Source organism: Bernardetia sp. Wsw4-3y2, from assembly GCF_037126295.1.
In the GTDB taxonomy this organism is placed as follows: domain Bacteria; phylum Bacteroidota; class Bacteroidia; order Cytophagales; family Bernardetiaceae; genus Bernardetia.
On the sequence record NZ_CP147017.1, the window covers coordinates 3,635,794 to 3,655,253 of the forward strand.

General features: G+C 31.9%; 20 protein-coding genes. 12 read left to right on the plus strand and 8 right to left on the minus strand.

Translation table 11 applies throughout. The features are described from left to right. Window positions 1–47 precede the first annotated feature (47 nt). The gene (locus V9L05_RS14855; RefSeq protein WP_338812646.1) at window positions 48–503 is read right to left on the minus strand and encodes a DUF4348 domain-containing protein; all 456 of its coding nucleotides are present in this window, start codon (window positions 501–503) and stop codon (window positions 48–50) included. Between the two features lie 171 nt (window positions 504–674). On the opposite strand from V9L05_RS14855, the gene V9L05_RS14860 reads away from it, so the two are divergent. Together V9L05_RS14860 and V9L05_RS14865 are read left to right on the plus strand one after the other, a co-directional pair. Beyond that, window positions 675–1,499 carry an IS5 family transposase gene (locus tag V9L05_RS14860; RefSeq protein ID WP_338812611.1) on the plus strand — a complete coding sequence of 275 codons (825 nt, stop codon included), beginning with the start codon at window positions 675–677 and terminating at the stop codon, window positions 1,497–1,499. Window positions 1,500–1,522: 23 nt separating this feature from the next. Continuing rightward, a complete protein-coding gene (locus tag V9L05_RS14865; protein WP_338812648.1) occupies window positions 1,523–1,963 on the plus strand; it encodes a hypothetical protein in 441 nt (146 codons plus the stop codon). Between the two features lie 49 nt (window positions 1,964–2,012). On the opposite strand, the gene V9L05_RS14870 is transcribed toward V9L05_RS14865, so the two are convergent. From V9L05_RS14870 to V9L05_RS14880, 3 genes are all read right to left on the minus strand, one after another. Further along, window positions 2,013–5,399 carry an AAA domain-containing protein gene (locus tag V9L05_RS14870; protein WP_338812649.1) on the minus strand — a complete coding sequence of 1,129 codons (3,387 nt, stop codon included), beginning with the start codon at window positions 5,397–5,399 and terminating at the stop codon, window positions 2,013–2,015. A 144-nt stretch (window positions 5,400–5,543) separates the two neighbouring features. Next, entirely contained in the window at window positions 5,544–6,377 is an 834-nt protein-coding gene (locus V9L05_RS14875) for a hypothetical protein (protein WP_338812650.1), read from the minus strand. A gap of 22 nt (window positions 6,378–6,399) precedes the next feature. Beyond that, a complete protein-coding gene (locus V9L05_RS14880; RefSeq protein ID WP_338812651.1) occupies window positions 6,400–6,789 on the minus strand; it encodes a hypothetical protein in 390 nt (129 codons plus the stop codon). Window positions 6,790–6,945: 156 nt separating this feature from the next. Here V9L05_RS14880 and V9L05_RS14885 point away from each other — a divergent pair, with 156 nt between their 5' ends. After that, a complete protein-coding gene (locus tag V9L05_RS14885; protein WP_338812653.1) occupies window positions 6,946–7,410 on the plus strand; it encodes a DUF4440 domain-containing protein in 465 nt (154 codons plus the stop codon). A gap of 165 nt (window positions 7,411–7,575) precedes the next feature. Next, on the plus strand, window positions 7,576–8,088 hold the full coding sequence (locus tag V9L05_RS14890; protein WP_338812655.1) for a DUF5362 family protein: 513 nt from the start codon (window positions 7,576–7,578) through the stop codon (window positions 8,086–8,088). Between the two features lie 87 nt (window positions 8,089–8,175). Here the strand turns inward: V9L05_RS14890 and tgt are convergent, their stop codons facing one another. Next, on the minus strand, window positions 8,176–9,306 hold the full coding sequence (tgt, locus tag V9L05_RS14895; protein ID WP_338812657.1) for a tRNA guanosine(34) transglycosylase Tgt: 1,131 nt from the start codon (window positions 9,304–9,306) through the stop codon (window positions 8,176–8,178). 337 nt (window positions 9,307–9,643) lie between these two features. On the opposite strand from tgt, the gene V9L05_RS14900 reads away from it, so the two are divergent. Continuing rightward, complete coding sequence (locus tag V9L05_RS14900; RefSeq protein WP_338812658.1) at window positions 9,644–10,462, plus strand: TonB family protein; 819 nt, start codon at window positions 9,644–9,646, stop codon at window positions 10,460–10,462. A gap of 206 nt (window positions 10,463–10,668) precedes the next feature. Here V9L05_RS14900 and V9L05_RS14905 read toward each other — a convergent pair whose 3' ends face one another. Beyond that, entirely contained in the window at window positions 10,669–11,469 is an 801-nt protein-coding gene (locus tag V9L05_RS14905; RefSeq protein WP_338811837.1) for an IS5 family transposase, read from the minus strand. 210 nt (window positions 11,470–11,679) lie between these two features. Here V9L05_RS14905 and V9L05_RS14910 point away from each other — a divergent pair, with 210 nt between their 5' ends. Next, window positions 11,680–12,333, plus strand: coding sequence for an energy transducer TonB (locus tag V9L05_RS14910; RefSeq protein WP_338812659.1), 654 nt, complete (start codon window positions 11,680–11,682; stop codon window positions 12,331–12,333). A 101-nt stretch (window positions 12,334–12,434) separates the two neighbouring features. Further along, window positions 12,435–13,271 carry an energy transducer TonB gene (locus tag V9L05_RS14915; protein ID WP_338812661.1) on the plus strand — a complete coding sequence of 279 codons (837 nt, stop codon included), beginning with the start codon at window positions 12,435–12,437 and terminating at the stop codon, window positions 13,269–13,271. An 11-nt stretch (window positions 13,272–13,282) separates the two neighbouring features. Here the strand turns inward: V9L05_RS14915 and V9L05_RS14920 are convergent, their stop codons facing one another. Then, entirely contained in the window at window positions 13,283–14,197 is a 915-nt protein-coding gene (locus tag V9L05_RS14920; RefSeq protein ID WP_338812662.1) for a universal stress protein, read from the minus strand. 352 nt (window positions 14,198–14,549) lie between these two features. Between V9L05_RS14920 and ruvB the strand changes: the two genes are divergently transcribed. The 5 genes from ruvB to V9L05_RS14945 all read left to right on the plus strand — a co-directional run bounded on the left by ruvB (window position 14,550) and on the right by V9L05_RS14945 (window position 18,562). Beyond that, window positions 14,550–15,578, plus strand: a complete 1,029-nt coding sequence (gene ruvB, locus V9L05_RS14925; RefSeq protein WP_338812664.1) for a Holliday junction branch migration DNA helicase RuvB — start codon at window positions 14,550–14,552, stop codon at window positions 15,576–15,578. A gap of 21 nt (window positions 15,579–15,599) precedes the next feature. After that, window positions 15,600–16,505, plus strand: a complete 906-nt coding sequence (locus tag V9L05_RS14930) for an Rpn family recombination-promoting nuclease/putative transposase (RefSeq protein WP_338812665.1) — start codon at window positions 15,600–15,602, stop codon at window positions 16,503–16,505. 3 nt (window positions 16,506–16,508) lie between these two features. Then, the gene (locus tag V9L05_RS14935; RefSeq protein ID WP_338812666.1) at window positions 16,509–16,790 is read left to right on the plus strand and encodes a hypothetical protein; all 282 of its coding nucleotides are present in this window, start codon (window positions 16,509–16,511) and stop codon (window positions 16,788–16,790) included. A 5-nt stretch (window positions 16,791–16,795) separates the two neighbouring features. Next, a complete protein-coding gene (locus V9L05_RS14940; protein ID WP_338792433.1) occupies window positions 16,796–17,131 on the plus strand; it encodes a n-acetylglutamate synthase in 336 nt (111 codons plus the stop codon). A gap of 108 nt (window positions 17,132–17,239) precedes the next feature. Continuing rightward, the gene (locus V9L05_RS14945) at window positions 17,240–18,562 is read left to right on the plus strand and encodes a replication-associated recombination protein A (protein ID WP_338812667.1); all 1,323 of its coding nucleotides are present in this window, start codon (window positions 17,240–17,242) and stop codon (window positions 18,560–18,562) included. Window positions 18,563–18,704: 142 nt separating this feature from the next. Here the strand turns inward: V9L05_RS14945 and V9L05_RS14950 are convergent, their stop codons facing one another. Further along, window positions 18,705–19,451, minus strand: coding sequence for a hypothetical protein (locus V9L05_RS14950; protein WP_338792429.1), 747 nt, complete (start codon window positions 19,449–19,451; stop codon window positions 18,705–18,707). Window positions 19,452–19,460: the final 9 nt, after the last annotated feature.

Here is a 19,460-nt window from a genome sequence, read left to right on the forward strand (position 1 = left end):
TATTCAAAAACACTCCTTTACTTAACTGTGAAGGAGTGTTTTTATTTTTAATTAGAAGCATTTTCTATCTCTTCCAACATCCATTTTTGATTATTGAACATAAATTTATAGATAACCAAAATACCGTTATCAATTCCTCTCATTTCATACAAAACTAGATTTGCATTACCGATTTCCTTTACATATTCGTATTGGTCATATTCGGTTTTACGATTATCTTCAAAATTATTGAATTTCCAATCATTTTTTTTGGTAAAAGTAGTTGTAATTTCTTCCAATTCTATATGGACACATTTGAGAGGAAATTTTGTATGATTGACTTGAAAAACTGAATCAGAACGGTATTTTTGAAAGAATTTATCAAAATTGGTTTCTTCAATTTCTTCTTTTTTGATAGAGTTTTCTGGAGTTGAATCTGTGATTTCTTTACTTTTGGAATTGTTATTTTGACAAGAAAATAACCCTATAAAGATGAGAAGGATTAAGTAAGTAAAATTTTTCATTTCGATATTTGAACTTTGAGTTAGGAATAGTAGTTTTATTATTTTAAATGATACTTTCATTTATTTTTTTCTAAGAACTTGTTTAAGAATGGTGATTTATTTTTTTAAAAAGAGGTCAAAATAGTTATACTTGTAAATCATCACATTTTCAATCTAACTATTTTTCCCTCTATGTACGTAAACTTATCAAAAAAATTTATAACCGAAAATATTTTACCTTATTTACATCAATTTACAAAAGGTCGTCGTATAAAAGTAGCTCTTTGGCGTATTATCCAAGCCATTGTGTATCGCTTAAAATCAGGGAGTCAATGGCGAGAACTTCCTATGAAACAATTTTTCGGAAACTTATCAATTATCTGGAATACAGTATATTACCATTATAATAAATGGTCAAAATTAGGAAGTTGGAAGAAATTATGGATCAAGTATTTAGAAGATTATCGTGGAGAATTAGATTTTTCTATTTGTCAGCTAGACGGCAGCCACACTTCAGCTAAACGAGGAGGAGAAGGTATTGGATATTCCAAAAGAAAAGCAGGAAAAACAACCAATGCACTTTTTCTAACGGATAAAAATGGTATTCCAGTAGCGATGTCTGTTCCAAGAGCAGGCAATCATCACGATGCTTTTGAACTTGAAAAAAATATGCAATCTATGATAGATGATTTGAATGCTTCTCAAATTAGAGAAGGAGGAATTTTTCTCAATGCTGATGCAGCCTTTGATACACAAGCCTTTCGTTCTTTTTGTAATCATTTAGATATTGTAGATAATATAGATTTTAATAAAAGAAATAAAAAAGACCTTGATAATCAACCATTTAAAGATGAAGAAATGTATGAATTGAGATTCGTTATTGAAAGAACTAATGCGTGGTTAGATGCTTTCAAAGCCTTAATTATGAGGTACGAAACTAAAATTCATACGTGGCAAAGTTTACACTATTTAGCCTTTACTTTAATATTTGCCAGAACTAGAAAAAAACATTCTTAAACAACTTCTAAACAAAAAATGAAATGGCAACCAAAAGACAAGAAAGGTATTGGAAGCAACTTGATAGAAATATTGACAAAGCTATAAAAAATAATTTTTCGGATAGTTTTATGTCGAATGCTAAATGGCTTCGACTAATGCACAACTTAGTTGAAAATATCCATTTATTTAATCATATTCAATTCAAGAAAGTCCAAAGTAAAGAAGTAGGAATACTCAGATTTGATGAAACTACTATGTACGGGTTCGATTATTGGAGAAATGGTATTGAAGGAAATAATTCTCTAGGAGGATGGATTATTTGGAAAGAAATTGAATATTTAAATTTCCCAAAAGAATTTTTAGATGAAAAAAGTAAAGTTCATTATCAAGATTTAGAAAAAATTAAAGAAGTAATCAATTCAATAGGGCAATTTTTGCTAGAAACAGATGAGAACTCTATAAAAATCATTGCTTATAGATAAAGAAGTATTTCCAAAAACTGTCTGACACTTTATAAAGTGTCTTGACAGTTTAATTTGTTATTTCTACATTCTCCTTTTCCACCCACTCCAAAAACTTCCCATAAAACTTCCCAGTCTTCAAAACTGCTGGATTGCCTAATAAAATCAACTGTTCTTTGGCACGACTAAGAGCAACATTTAGTTTTTTATCGACGGTTTGTTTTGCATTCAATGATTCCAAAAAGCGCATTTGTGCAGCGTGATTGGTTGCCATCGATAAAATAATGATTTTTCGCTCACTTCCTTGATAGCGTTCTACGGTATCTACCGTAATTACTTTTCTTAGATTTTCATCTAATCGTTGATAAATTTGTGCAATTTGCGCTCTATATGGCGTAATTACTCCGACAGTTTCTTCATCAAAATCATCTCCGAAAATTCTATGAATACTGCGTAAAATCTCTACTACTCTGTCGGCTTCGTCGCTATGAAATTTTGTTCCTTTTTCTGATTTGGTAGGAATAAATAAAACTCTTTTTTGAGCTAAGAATTTTTCTAATTCGTCTTCCGAATTTGAGTTATAATATGCCATTTTCTCAAACTGTCTTTCACTTCCTGCTTTCAACGTTTTATAAAATTCTGTACTGATAAATTCGGCTATATCTTGATGCGTTCGGTACTGCGTCGAAAGCATAGCTACACATTTATTCCAATTTCGTTTTTCGGCATTTTCTACCAAACGCTCAAAAACAGATTGGCTCAAATCTTCAATTCCGATTTCGTGCAATAACGGACTTTTTGCTTTACAGAGTTTTGAAGGCTGCGTAACAACGGCAGGAAGTTGTTTTTCATCGCCAATCAAAATAAAACGCTTGAATTTTGGCAAAATTCCACACAAATGAGGCTCTAAAAGTTGAGAAGCTTCATCAACGATAAGTGTGTCAAAAGTTAGTTTTCCTCCATTTGGGTCATCTCTATTCAGAATACGAAGATTAGAATAAAAGGAAGAAACCGTCGAAACAAAAACTCTTGAAGTATGAATTTTGGCTTTTAGTTCATCCAAACTTTTTGAGGCTTTTAGGCTATTTGGATAGAAAACGCTGTCTTCTTTTACATTTCCCAAACGAACAAAATCATCTCCACAAACGAGTTTTACTTTTTGACAAATTTCGTCTGTTGCTCGGTTGGTAAAAGCTAAAAGAACAACAATTTGGTCAGTTTCGTTGTAGAGGTAATCAACCATATTTTTGAGCATTGCCGAAGTTTTTCCAGTTCCGGGAGGACCTTGTAAGAGGAAATAATCTTTTGCAGAAAGCGCACGATTAAAGATTTCGTTTTGTTCTTCGCTTAACCCTTTATTTTGTCCTTTGAGTGTATAATCAATCTTAAAATTCTCATCAAAACGAGGTTCTTGTTTTCCGTAAATAATTCCTTTTTTATGATTATCAGCACCCAAAAACTCAGCTAAAGATGCGCTAAGGTCATTAAAAGTACGTTCCATCAAATTAGGTTCTATTCCCCATTTTGGATACAATTCAAAAAATGCTTGATTGATATGCTTACTCCAAATTTTGACAGTTACTTTTTCGGACGAAATTTCTTCAATATTTCCCTTCAAAATCTGATAGCGAAGTGGCGAGTGTGCCTTTCCTTCCTGCTCTTCTTCTATTGGATAAACAACAATAATATCACCTGTTCGGAAAGAAGTAATAGATTGATTTTCTGGACGTTTTAGAGTTAGTAAAGTTTCTTTTTTGTCCCACTCTTCAAAAGTAAGTTCATTTAGAAGTGAAAAATTATCACTTTTTTCAGTTTGTGTATTTCGCCAAAGACTTGCAAAACCTTGAACGGGTTCTGTTCCTGCCATTCCTCCTACTTTTGCAAACATCGCTTCACGCATCACAAGGGCAATAAATTCGATAAAATAAGCTCTATCCAACGGACTTGCTTTTTGCCATTTGTCATTAAAATCTTTTGCCTTATCCATATCAAAAAAAGCAGGATTCGACATTTCGACAGATTTCAATAAATTATCAAAAACCTTTACGCTTCCGTTGGCAATCCACATGTCCATTGCTACAATTCGGTTTCTGATTTCCATAGCCGTCTGCTTATCAAAATCCAAACTTCCACAATCTCGCAAACCATTTTGAGAATCACTAGAATACAAAAGCGCACTAATTCCTGTTCGTTTCTCAAAAGTGCTATCAATCAAAAGGTTATAACAAGCCACTTGTATCAAATCGTTTTTCCAACCGTTCGAAATTTGCATTTCAGGAGCTTTCGAACTTTTTAATTCTATAATGTCTTTTCGTTCTCTTAGTTCAGGTTCATTGTGTTCGACAAGCAAATCTATACGTCCTTGCAAACCATATTTGCTAGAAATAAAAGTCGGTTCTGTCGTTAGTAAATTCTCAAAATAGGGACTTACATGTTTCTGAACTACAAAAAAATGTTCTTTTAGCTGTCGGCTAATTTCCTTTAATTTTTCTTTATCAATAAAAGCAGCATCAATACTATTTTCTATAAAAGCATCTTTATAGGCTTCTTGAAAGGTAATCTCTGGATTTTCTACTAATTTATCTAAAAGTTCGTTGATTACTTTTCCTCTAAAAGTTCCTTCATTTCCTGCAAAAAATTCTAGTTTAGAAAGCAGATATAAATAAGGTGTTTGACCTTTAAAGGTTTTACATTTTGCAATGGCAGAAGCATCAACCAAATAATCTGGATTGAGAATAATGAGTGATTTATCTGTACTGACAAACTGATTTTCTCCTACCAATTCCAAATTTGTAATGCTGACAGGCTGATAGGGCATCAAACGAGGAATTTCTCTACTCAAATTATGCTGATGGAAAATAGTATTTTTCTTTGAATAATAATGAACATCAGCAACCGAAATGCTAATCATTCCATGTTCTTCTGTGAAAAGTTGGAAAGAAGCTGTTCCACGTCCTTTATCATCATAAATAATTTCTGTGTCTTTGTCTTGAACTGTTCCGAAAATTCTACCCACTTTTTGCTCTGCTTCTTCTTTAAAAGCTAGACTAATTAGTTCTTCATTTTCATACTTTTCTTTTAATAATTTTGGGGCATCTTCTGTTGCAAAAATCTGAACCAAACGAGTAAGTAGCGACAAAGCCGTCAGAAATTGAACCTCTGAAGGATTAAAAAAAACTTGCAAACTGTTCTTTCTCAAAAGTCGTCGAAGTCCTTGCAATTCACTTTCCCACTCACTTCCCAAGCCATACGCTTGACACACAAAATGCAGTTTTGCATACCAACCTGTAAAAATTTGCTGCTCTCTATCTTCTGTCAGATTATTCAAAAGACTCAAAAAAGCAACATACAAACGCTGCAAACGCTGTTTTGGAGTTTCTTCGCCTTTTGTAGATAAATGTTGAAGTTGGTCGTAATAGTATTGCGTTTCTAGTGCGTTGAGAATGGTTTTTCGCATAATGTTTTCCTGTAGTTCGGACATCCCTGTCTGAACAAAATGACTATAAGTTTTTTAAAACAACAGACTGGAAGTCTGTTATACAATTAGTATCGAAGTTACTCTATTTTTTAGTTTTTTGCAAAAAATTTGAGCAAATCTAATTTACTTTGTAGGAAATCCAATAATTTCTGGAGTACCTAAATTTGGAAAAATAATTATACAAAATGCAAATTCAGAAATATGTTCAGATGAAACTGTCATCAATTTATTTTTCTCCAACCAATATGATTTAATAGGACATGTTTGATAAAAATTAATGAGAACTTGTCGCACTCGTGTTCCATCTATTTTATAATTCATAGATATATTTCCAATTTTATCAGCTAAATATTTAGTTGTACCTGCCTGTACTTCATAAGCGTCGGGTTTTTGAATACAATATTGATTGAATATGCTATCAAACTTGATTTTGTATTGTTTAGCTATATCTGGTATTTGGTACAAATTCATTTTTCTAGCATAATAGGTGTTATTTGTACTATCAGAGTACATATTATGAAAAATAGCATCATCTATTATATTGCTGTAAGTTACGGCTTTATATATTTCCCCTTTTGATAATACAAAAAAAATATCAAGTTTTTCATAGCTTATATTAATTGAATCAATAAAAGATTGATAGTTCATTCTAACACGAGGTAGTCCTGTTGTTTTGATAGGAGTATCTGAAGCGAAGGAATTTATAAGGTTAGACATTTCTACCTGCTGTTTTTCAAACTCTTTCAAACTCATGCCATTGAAAAAATATTTTTCATAAGGCTCATATCCATAAATACTGTCTTTGTTTAAATAATAAATTCCCTTTAGTGTATCTAATTTGTAAATATTGCCATGAATTAGTGCTTCATTTTCCAAATTATAATCTGAATAATAGTCTTGAGAAAATAGACTAAATGAAATTAAATACAATGAAATAACAAAGATTAAATTTTTCATAATTTACAGTATTGATGTTTTTTTAATTATTCTTTTTTCTCTTCATAAATTGTGAATACCAGTAAATAATAGAAGCTATAAATGTTTCCAGTTTATTTTTTGGTTTTATATACAAAGCTCTCATTTTTACCCTTCCATTGATTAACATTTCATTAGAAAAAGCATTTTCAGCATATTCAGACAGGTATTCATTCTTAAATTTGAAATCATCTTCCCACCAAGATTGGGGATTTGAGGAAATAATGTTTTCTTTACTCAAAAAAGTAATTTTATAAGAAAACCAAAACATACCTTCAAAATTAGCATCACTTAATTTTGCTATTGCTTCTCCATCTTTTTCCACTAACCAAGTAGAATATCTACCATAATTAGATAGAGCCAGTTTTTTAGCTCGTGTTAGAAATTTTTTCATTGAAATAATTCTAGTTGTTTTGAATTACATTTTTTTGAATCTTTCAAGTTCCCCAATGTTATTACGACAACTAAAATCTAAAAATATATTTCCAAGTCCTAAAAGTCTCGTATTTTTGTGTTTATTCAATAACCTCATCAAATTCAAACTTTCATCATGACAAAGAAAATAACCCTATTCATTTTTATATTCTTTTCCGTTTATTCCCTTCAAGCACAAAATGTAAAACCAGAAGAAAAACAATCTATAAAACAGCTTATACAAAGTGCTTTTGATGATGTTTGGGGAGAATTAGATTCTACTAAAATAGAAAAATATCATACTGATGATTTTTTGCTTTTAGAACACGGTGAAATATGGACAAATGATACCATAAAAAGCTGCTATATTGCTAAGGCTCGTACAGCAGAAAAATTACCTAAAAGAACAAACAGTTTTGAGTTTATCAGATTTGTAAAATCTAAAAATTCAATTTGGTTTGCCTATCAAAACTATGCAACTCTTAGTATAGATGGTAAAAAAATAATGGATTTACAATGGTTGGAAAGTGCTGTAGCCATAAAAACCAAACAAGGGTGGAAATTACAAATGCTACACTCTACACGAGTTGCTAGAGATTAAAAAATCTGAGAGTTATTGCAGTATTTATAGGTTTTCTTTTAAATTACCTAAGGTTCTTCACTACAGTATAGTTTGCAATACATAATTCAAAAGTGAGCTTTTTTGTGTAGTTTAGTTGTTTAACAAAATAAGACAGAATTATTTATCATCAAATTACTCACAACTATGAATCACAATCTTACTTTTTCTGCACAAGCTCAAACGATGCTTAAATCAGCTTCTTCTTGGGCAAAATTTTTAGCTGTTTTAGGTTTTATAAATGTCTTTTTTGTCTTTACAATAGCTGTTGGTTTGATGTCTTTTGGGACTTTTTTACCTTACCTTGGTTTGCTTTTACAAAATCCAAATCTGCCAACTGACCAGATGAATCAAGCAGGTTTTGATATTTCTAGCCTCAGTACAGGAGCTTATAGTTATTTACCTTTGGTAATGGGAATTATTTATATTCTCATAGGAATTATTTATCTATTTCCTATCACACATCTATTTCGTTTTGGCTCAAATGCTAGTGCTGCTATCCGTACAGGAAATGAAATTAGTTTAGAAAAATCAATGTCTCACCTCAAATCCCACTACAAATTTTTGGGAATGTTTATCATTATTACTTTTGTAGTGTATATTATTTTAGCTGTTGTAGGAGTGATTGGAGGAATGTTTTTTGGTTCGCAAATGATGTAAATTAAATAGGTTTTGTTGTTACTTAAAAAAGCACAAGACCATATCCTCTTGTGCTTTTTTAAGATAATTTTAAAGAAAATCATCAAATTACAACCTCTGCATCAAAACCTCTACTTGTTCTTTTTTCCAACTTGCAAAATCGCCAGCCAAAATATGTTTTCTGGCTTCTCCTACCAAATGAAGATAAAAAGCCAAATTATGAGTAGAGGCGATATACGCACCCAAAAGTTCATTGGCTTTATTCAAATGTCTTAAATATGATTTTGAATATGTGTTACTGACATGGCAATCAAAACCATCATCCAAAACACTAAAATCTTTTTCCCATTTCTTATTTTTGATATTAATAATACCTTTTGTGGTAAAAAGCATTCCATTTCGTGCATTTCGGGTAGGCATTACACAATCAAACATATCTACACCAAGCGCAATTCCTTCCAAAATATTAGCTGGAGTTCCTACACCCATCAAATAACGAGGTTTGGCTTTTGGTAAAATATCACAAACAAGCTCAGTAAATTCATACATTTTTTCGGCTGGCTCACCTACAGAAAGTCCACCAATGGCATTTCCATCTCGGTTTTGCTCGGCTACAAATTCGGCAGAAGCTCTACGCAAATCTTTATAGGTACTTCCTTGCACAATAGGAAAAAGTGTTTGTTTGTATCCATATTTTCCTTCTGTCGAATCAAAACGATTGATACAACGTGTCAGCCAACGATGTGTCATTTCCATTGATTTTTTGGCATACTCATAATCGGAAGGATAAGGAGGACACTCATCAAAAGCCATAATAATATCTGCACCAATGCTGCGCTGAATATCCATTACATATTCTGGTGTAAAGTTGAGTTTTGAGCCATCTATATGCGAACTAAAAACTACGCCTTCTTCTTTTATTTTACGAATCTGTCCTAATGAATAAACCTGATAACCACCACTATCTGTCAAAATAGGTCTGTCCCAGTTCATAAATTTATGCAAACCACCTGCTGCTTCCAAAACTTCTGTATTTGGTCTCAGATATAAATGATAGGTATTTCCTAAAATAATTTGAGCCTTTACTTGGTCTTTTAATGCTTCTGGTGGAACACCTTTTACAGTTCCTAATGTGCCAACAGGCATAAAAATAGGTGTTTGGATTTGTCCGTGTGCTGTTGTGATTGTTCCTGCTCTTGCAGATGTAGCTGCGTCGGTGGTATGGAGTTCGAATTTCATTGAATCTAGCTTATATAAGTCTGATAGAAAAGTCTTTTTGTTTTTTAGTCGTGCAAGTTCGGTAAAAATCAAGTTTGTATCAAATTCTATTTTATCTAAATGATAAAACTACTTTTTTGAGTTAGAAATAAATTTCTCAAATTTTTTTCAAAAAGTCTGTTACTTTTCCGTTTCTTTTGGATTGTAAAGATAGAAAGGCACTTAAAAATAGATTTCCTTTAGAAAATTTGAAAAAAATATTGACTTTTTTATAAAAAAACTCTTTTCAAATTAGGAACTTTATAATAGTCTTTTTACTTTTGATTTACTGTTTTTCACTTCAAAACTAAAAAAATATATGTTAGGTTTAATACTTATAGGAGGATTACTTGCCATCTCAATTGGTTTAATCTTTCTTTTCAAAGGCGTTTTAGATAGTAACGGCAAAAAAATATTAGCAGGCGAAATAAAGCAGCCTGAAGTAGGTATCCTTCGTAAATTTTACGATGTAGATGCTAATTATTATTCAGGACTTTTCTTTAGTATTGGTCTTGTAATAAGTGTAGGAATGATGCTTGTGGCTTTCACTTGGAAATTTGAAGACACAGAAGATTTGGCTGAATATGTTGCTCCTGTTGCAGAAACAGAAGAAATCATTGATGTTCCTCTTACAAACATTCCACCACCACCACCACCAAGAGTACAGGTAGTAACTCCAGAGGAGATTGTGGAAGTAGAAAACGATATTGAACTTGATGAAAACATCGAAATCAAAATCGAAGATGTAGAAATTGAAATTGATAATATCGTAACTGATGTAACAGCTATTGAAGCTCCTCGTCAAGAAGAAGAAGTAGAACAAGTATTTACTATTGTTGAGCAAAGTGCTGTCTATCCAGGTGGAATGGATGCTTTTTACAAATATGTATCAAAAGAATTGAACTATCCAAAACAAGCAAAACGTATGGGTATTCAAGGGAGAGTATTTGTTCAGTTCGTTGTAGATAAAACGGGTAAACTTACAGATGTAAAAACTGTAAAAGGTATCGGTGGAGGCTGTGATGAAGAAGCCGAACGTGTACTTAGAGAATCTGTTAGATGGGCTCCAGCCAAACAGCGTGGTAAAACTGTAAAAGTTCGTATGAATATTCCTATCGTTTTCAAATTGGATAATTAAAAATAAACTAGGTAAAATAAATTTTACTTAGAAAGTGAAAACAGATATAAAAATAAACAAAAACCTATTCATTTATTTGAATAGGTTTTTTTGTGTTTAATAAATAAAAATTGTTACTTTTTGATGTTTTTTGAATTGTAATAGAATATATAAAAAGTAGTTTTATAGATACAACTGTCAGACACTTTAAGAGCCTGTTCGAGTTTTTATTTTTTCTTTCTTCTAGCCCCTTTATTTATGAGGTTTAAAATCATAGCTAAATACACAAATGCTTTAGCAGAATCTACAGTTTTCTCATAATCTACTTTTAGTCTTCTGTTTTGATTAAGCCAAGCAAAAGTTCTTTCTACTACCCACCTTTTGGGTTGAGGTACAAATGCTTTATCCTCTTTTTTTTCTCTTCTTGGACTATTGACAATCTCAATTTGTACTCCTGTTTGACTAAATATTTCAGCAGCCAAACTAGCACTTCTATAGCCTGCATCAGCAAGAATTTTAAAGAATTTTCTTCCTCTAAATTGAGCTAAATAAGCTAGATAAGCAAGTTGATTCACGTCAGCTTCATTGGCTGGACTAATCTCTAATTCTAGTAAATTTCCTTGCGTATCTACCAGTATATGCCGTTTACGTCCTTTTTTGAGCTTGTAACCATCTACACCTATAGCTTCCCCTCCATATACACTTTGTACACTTTGAGAGTCTATAGAACCCAAAGAGGGTTTAGCATTTCTACCTTGAGCCAACCGTTCTCTTGTGACCAACTTGTCCAAAAGTTTTTTGTACCAACCCATCTTCTGCCATTTGCTAAAGTAGTCATACAAACTACTCCAAGGAATACCATAACTACTGGGAAGTAAACGCCAACTACTGCCAGAACGAGTGATGTAAAATAGTCCTGAAAAGATATTATACAAACTGTGTTTGCGTTTTCTTTCCAAGTACGAAAAAGGTATAAATTTTTTCATATATTGCCAAAGAGCATCAGATAAATATTCATTAGTAAACATAGTCATTGATATTTTAATTAGTAACTGAAAATCAATAACTTAACTAATAAAAAAATCTGATGTTCTTTTTTATGTATCTAAACTCGAACAGGCTCTAAAGTGTCAGTACAGTTAAAAAGTAAATTGTCTGACAACCTGAAGGTATTCTGACAAATATATTTTCTAAATCTAATGTTCAAATAGCATAAGTATATTCAAAATTATATCACAATGACCACCAATTCAATTAATTTTCTCAAAACTGCTTTAGCAATTTTACTTTTTTCAAATTCTATTTTACTTTTCTATATCTTTAAACAAGAGCAAAATCAGAATAAACAAAATTCTGAATTAAAAAATCTAAATGCGAAATTAGATTTATATATTAAAAATGATTCTGAAAATCAAAGTAAAAAAGCACCTTGTTTACAAGTTGTTATAGAAAATGAAAAAACAAAAAAGTTAGAGCCTGTTTTGATAAATTATATAGAGGAAATTTTTATAGACAATATTGTTACAGATGTTACAGCTATTTCTGATCCTTGTCAAGAGGAAGAGGGGATTGGTTGTATAATTTTTTATATGAAGGAAGCCGAACCAGAAAAAGGAATACAATCTTTTTATGACTACATAAGTAAAAATATAAAATATCCTATAAGAGCAAGAGAAAAAAATATAGAAGGAAAGGTGATGGTAAGTTTTGTAGTTGATAAAAATGGAGAAATTACAGATGTAAAAGCAAAGAATGATATTGGTGGAGGTTGTAAAGAAGAAGCTGAGCGAATAATCAGAAATTCTTCTAAATGGAATCCTGCCAAGCAGCGTGGGAAAAGCGTAAAAACAAGATTAACAATTCCAATTGTTTTTAAACTGGAAAAAGAGTAAAATAATAATTTTTTAATGTTACTTTTTTAAAATTAATTGATTGTATAAAGTAAGAAATTATAATAACTAAAATTATTTTTTTTATTTAAATATATACAATTATGCAACTACTTATTTCTCTTAGTGCTATTTTATGTTTTTCTGTTTTGGCTGGTGTGTCTTTTCTTCGATTGTGGCTAAATTATCAACAAAGCAATGCTTTGAAATACGATTCAGCTTACAAAAATGAAAAAAACAATATAGATAAAATTCCCAAAAGTTTTTATGCAACTTCTATTCATAATTATTCAAAAATGCTTTTTGGGTTTGGTCTGATGGTTAGTTCTGCTTTGGTTTTGTTTGCTTTTACTTGGCAGAGCGAAGAGCAGCAAAATCTGATAAGTTATGAAAAACCAATTATGGAAGATGAGATATTTGATTTACCTCCTATTACAGATGTTCTACCACCTCCACCTCCAAAGATTCAACCTATCAATCCAACTGAAATAGTAGAAGTAGATAAAGTTGATTTTGATCAAAATCCTATTGAAATTAATATTGAAGATCCTCAAATTGATATTAGTGAAATAGTAACGGATGTATCAAATATTGACCAAAATAACTTTCAGACTGAAAAGGTAGATGAAATATTTTACATCGTAGAAGACCCTGCTATTTTTGAGGGAGGAATGGATGCTTTTTATAAATATGTTGCCAAAAGTCTAAATTATCCCAAACAAGCAAGAAGACAAGGAATAGAAGGCAAGATATTTTTTCAGTTTGTTATAGATAAAGATGGAAGCATAACTGATATAAAAGTAGCTAAAGGCTTAGGTTTTGGACTAGATGAAGAAGCAAAACGAGTTTTGAGAGAGTGTCCCAACTGGAAACCTGCTCGTCAGCGTGGCAAAATTGTAAAAGTACGTATGTCTATTCCAATTATGTTTAAATTGGATTAATCAAAATAAGTTTATTTGGGTTCTCTATAAATCATTATTGGCATTCCATTATCAAGAGCCATTTTTCGGATACTTTCTTTACTACCAAATAGCTTCTTAAAGAATGTTTTTTCAGCTTTTAGCATCACAAGCATATCAGGCTGATGATTATATAGATAGCTTTCAAGACCATTGGTTACACTCTTCGAATCACGAATTACTTTAAAGCTGAGTTTGCTAAACAAAACAACATCAAACTCAGCTTGTAGTTCTTGCATTTTTTCGTTCTCTTCTCGTAATTTTTTTCCATCTGTACATACATGCAAACAATCTAGTTTTGCATCAAAATTACTTGTTAGTTCTATCAAATCACGAATTCTTTTTGCATCATTTCCGTCAAAGTTGGCAGCATACACAACATATTGTAGTGGCTGATAAATAGCATCTTCTGGAATAGTCAAGATAGGACAATTTGCTTCTCTGACTACTTTATTATTTAAAAATAAATCCTTAATTTCATTACTATCTTTGTGCGACAAAACTATCATGGCAATAGCATTATCTTGCATAATTCTTTCTGTTGCGTCATCTGGGTGTCCCTCCATGACTAAAGGCTCTATCATAACAGGCTGTCCTGTTCCATTGTAAGTATCATTTGCATATTGAGTAAGCAAAACACGCATTTCCATGTGTGCTTTATCATGTTTTTCCTTAATTTCTCTTTTGTGTAAAGTCATATTTGCTCCTGCTGGGACAGTAGAAGTAACAAAATGACACATAATAACTACCTTATGAGAGGCTTGTGCAATTCCAACAGCATGTGCTAATGAAATATCGGTAGCTGGCGTAAAATTAATGGGAACGAGGATATGCTCCATATTTTTTTTAGGAATTAGGATAGTGTTTTGTGTGTGTTGTTCTTTTTGAAGAGATTCGGATAAAACCATACTTTTTTCAAAATAATAATTTCTTTGTTTTTCTCAAAATGAAATAGAAAAATTCTTATTTTATCTGCCAACAGCAAAAAATAAAATTAGTGAGTGGATACTAACAAATTTCAGAACAGAATAAGTTTTTTAATGAAAAATACAATTTTTTTCTAAAAAAATCAAATTGCTGTATAATAAAACAAGCATCTACTATTTATTGGAAGTGAAAAATAATTAGTAAAGTTTTTAGAACTGAAAAATAAATGGAAATTGCTAATTTTTTTGGTAAATTTGGATAACAAAAGTAAAACAGACTTCCTAGTCTGTCGTTGAATAAATGAAATAGAAGACTGTAATACTATAAAAAACTATGCGTCAAGATTACATAGACCCAAACATAAAGCCTGAAAATACTACAACGGAAGCTGACATCGAACGTGCTTTGCGTCCTTTGTCGTTTCAAGATTTTACAGGACAGGAGAAAATATTAGAAAATTTACAAGTTTTTGTAAAAGCTGCCACTAATAGAGGTGAACCATTAGACCATGTACTTTTACATGGTCCTCCTGGTTTGGGAAAAACTACGCTTTCGCATATCATTTCGAACGAACTAAATGCAAATATAAAAACTACTTCAGGACCTGTTTTAGACAAACCAAGTGATTTAGCAGGACTTTTGACCAATCTAAAAGCTGGTGATGTTCTTTTTATTGATGAAATTCATCGTCTTAATCCTGTTGTTGAGGAATATTTGTATTCGGCTATGGAAGATTATCGTATCGATATTATGTTGGATACAGGACCTAATGCTCGTTCGGTTCAGATAAAATTAAAGCCTTTTACGCTCATTGGGGCGACTACTCGCTCTGGACTTCTTACCTCGCCATTACGTGCTAGATTTGGAATTAATCTGCGTTTAGAATATTATGATGCAGAACTTTTGACAACTATTATTCAGCGTTCGGCAGCTATTTTGAATACTCCAATTGAAAAAGAAGCAGCCTTTGAGATTGCAAGGAGAAGTAGAGGAACACCTCGTATTTCGAATAATCTTTTGCGTAGAACACGAGATTTTGCACAAGTAAAAGGCGACGGAACGATTGATTTCAAAATTGCTCAAATTTCCCTTAAAGCCTTAGAAGTAGATGAAAATGGATTGGATGAAATGGATAACAGAATTTTACTAACGATTATTGATAAATTTGGTGGAGGTCCTGTGGGACTTACAACCATTGCGACAGCATGTGCCGAAGAAGCAGAAACAATAGAAGAAGTCTATGAGCCATTTTTGATAAAAGAAGGATTTTTGAAGCGTACACCACGAGGGCGAGAAGTTACTGCACTTGCGTATCGTCATTTTGATATGTTGCCACCTCACGAACAGGCTAGATTATTTTAAATTGATTTTAACTTTATAATTATGTCCACACAAGAAAAATACTTAAATCCGTTTACAGATTTTGGTTTCAAAAAACTTTTTGGTACAGAAGTCAATAAAGATTTATTGATTCATTTTCTCAATTCTGTTTTACCAGATAATGTAACAATTTCTACTCTTACGTATCTTAAAAATGAACATGTCGGTCATTCAGCAATGGATAGAAAAGTGATTTATGATTTGTATTGTGAAAATGAAAAAGGAGAAAAGTTTATTGTCGAATTACAAAAAGCTAGACAGAAATATTTTAAAGAACGCACTATTTTTTATTCTACTTTTCCTATTCAAGAACAATCAAAACAAGGAGATTGGGATTTTGGATTGAATGCTGTTTATTCTGTTTCGATTCTTAATTTTCTGATAGATGATAATTCTTATGCAGCCAAACAGAAAAAGAGAGGTGAAAAAGCATCTGTCAAGACAATAGCCAAACTAATGAATATTGATACAAAAGAAATTTTTTATGATAAACTGACTTATGTACAAATTCATATTCCTCTTTTCAACAAAAAGGAAAGCGAATTAGAAACCTTTGAAGACAAATGGTTTTATGTCATTCAAAATTTACAACGTTTTCAAAATAGACCTGAAGCCTTACAAGAGCGTATTTTTGACAAACTTTTCAAAACAGCCGAACTAGCAAAATTTGATAAAAAGCAAAGAATGGCGTATGAGGACAGTTTGAAATACTATAGAGACATTAGAAATGTAGAAAATACAGCAGAAGAAAGAGGAAAAGAAGAGGGGAAAATAGAAGGTAAAAAAGAAAGAACAATAGAAATTGCCAAACAAGCTCTTGCAGAAGGAGCTTCTGTTAATTTCGTTTGTAAAATAACTAAACTATCAATACAAGAAGTGGAAAATATAGCCAATTCATTAAAAGAATAAGTTATGCCCACACAAGAAAAATATCTAAATAAATTTATTATTTTGAATGAAAATGAATTGACTATACTAAGTCTAGAAGAAAGAATGGCGTATGAAGATAGTTTGAAATATTATAGAGATATACGAAATGTAGAAAATACAGCAGAGGAAAGAGGGAAATTGTTAAACCAAACAGAAGTTATAAAAAATAGTCTTTCAGAAGGTCTTTCAATGGAAATAATAGCTAAAATAACTAAACTTTCAATAGAGGGAATTCAAGAAATAATTAATTCATTAAAGAAGTAAAAAACATGAATTACAATAACAAAAAATTTCGTCCAGTTTCCAATACAGAAAATGGAGAAACATCTAGCGAAACTATTTTTGAATACAAACAAGAAGGCAATATCTTGACTTCAACATATAGTGGAGGAAAAATAATTCAAGGTCATTTGATTGGTCTTGTTGATGAAAATGGAAATATAGATATGCGTTATCATCAAGTCAATGAAAAAGGCGAACTCATGACAGGAATTTGTAAATCTATACCTAAACTACTAGAAAATGGGAAAATTCGTCTTTACGAAAAATGGCAATGGACAGCAGGCGATAATTCGGAAGGAAATTCTATTTTAGAAGAAATATAATCATAATCTAGCGCAAGATTTTATCTTGTGTTAAACTTTTCGCAAGCATAATGCTTGTAAAATAGTACGTCCAAGCAGATGCTTGAACGAGAAAAATATAATAAAACTATGCTCTCTCAAACTTCTCAAAACCCACCTTTAGCAGAACGAATGCGTCCAACTTCTTTAGAGGAAGTCATCGGACAAAAACATTTAATTGGGCAAAATGGTGTAATTGCTCGTGTCATTTCTTCGGGTGCAGTTCCTTCCATGATTCTTTGGGGCGCACCTGGGATTGGAAAAACTACGCTTGCTTTACTTATTGCTAAAGCTCTGAAACGTCCTTTTCATACGTTGAGTGCTATTTCAGCAGGTGTAAAAGATGTTAGAGAAGTGATTGAAACAGCAAAAAGACAAACTAGAGCTATTCTTTTTATCGATGAAATTCATCGTTTTAGTAAATCTCAACAAGATGCACTTTTGGGAGCTGTTGAGCGTGGAACGATTACGCTTATTGGAGCGACAACTGAAAATCCTTCTTTTGAAATAAATTCGGCTTTGCTTTCTCGTTGTCAAGTTTATATTCTCAATCCTTTATCAGAAGAAGAATTGAAACAACTTTTGCAGCAAGCAATGGATAAAGATTTTAAATTAAAAAAGAAAAACATTGAGATAAAATCGTATGAAGCACTTTTTAGAATTTCGGGAGGAGATGCACGAAAACTATTGAATCTTTTCGAATTGGTTGTAGAATCTGAACCTAATTTTAATCTTCCAAACAAGGAAGACGAAGAAGGAAATACAATCAAAAATAAGATTGAAGTTACAGATGAAAAAGTAATGCAGTCGGCACAACAACGCATTTCTTCTTATGATAAAAGTGGCGAAAATCATTATGATATTGTTTCGGCTTTGATAAAATCTATTCGTGGAAGTGACCCAAACGCTGCCATTTATTGGTTAGCTAGAATGATTGAAGGAGGCGAAGATGTTAAGTTTATTGCTCGTCGTTTGGTTATTTCAGCTTCTGAAGACATTGGAAATGCAAATCCGACAGCTTTAGTTTTGGCAACAACAACCTTTCAAGCTGCTATTCAAATAGGTTTTCCAGAAGCACAAATTGTTTTGGCTCAATGTGTTACTTATTTGGCTACTTCTCCAAAAAGCAATGCTTCCTATATGGCAATTAAAACAGCTAGAAAAATAGTTCAAGAGCAAGGAGATTTGCCTGTTCCGTTGCATCTTAGAAATGCACCAACAAAACTGATGAAGCAACAAGGCTATGGAAAGAATTATAACTATTCCCACAATAATGCTAATAATTTTGCAGAACAAGAATATTTTCCAAAGGAACTTGCCAATACAAAACTCTATGAGCCTGCAAATAATGCAAGAGAAAATGGAATACGACAGTTTTTGAAAGAACGTTGGAAAGACAAGTATAATTATTAGAATTACGAATTACGAATTACGAATTACGAATTACGAATTACGAATTTTTCTCATTAAAAAACTTTCATTTACAATAAGTATCAGAGAAACGCAGTTTTGCACTGATAACTGATAACTGATAACTGATAACTGATAACTGAAATTACCATTCTATAACATCTCCCAAATTATTCAAAAATGGCAAATTGTCTTTGTAAGTTGTTATTTTTCCATGATTGACCCAACTATTTATTCTTTGTAATTCTTCAAAGTTTGGAGTATGGACTGTTAGAGGAATTTTGCGAAGACGAGAATCGTTTTTTTGAAATGGAGCTTCTTCTTTTGAGGTGTAAAGTAAGTGCCATAAGTCAGGCGAACCACTTTGTCCGATACGTTCTACCTTATCAAAAATAGCTGATTTTTTGTGCCACTCTTTTAATTTCAAGTTGATTTGTTCGAAAAACCAAACTGTATTTTGTAAGCGAATACGAGAACCCAAGCGAGATTTTCCTTTTGAGTTGAGGTGTTTTATTTGTGCTTTTCCTTGTTTTTTTCTGACCATATAAGCTGTAATTACTTTGTGATAAATAAGTTCTCCCTCTTCAAAATAACCCAAAGAAGCTGCTCCTGCTTGAATCAGAATAAGTAAATACGGTTTTGGTAAAAAAGGAAGTTGTTCAGAATAATCTGAAAGACAAAGTGTTCTTTGCTCATCTTCTCTTGTTGGAAGTGTTGGGAAAGTAATCGGAACACGAAAATCAAGAATCTTCTCTCCTTCTTTATTTGTGCCATAAAGGATCCCTTTTTTAGGATCAGAATCCCACAAAATAGCCTCCTCTGAATCTGTTTGATTGTCAGAATCTAAAGAGGCTAGTCTTTCTATTAAATCTATTGAATCGGAATAATTCATTTTGTGTGT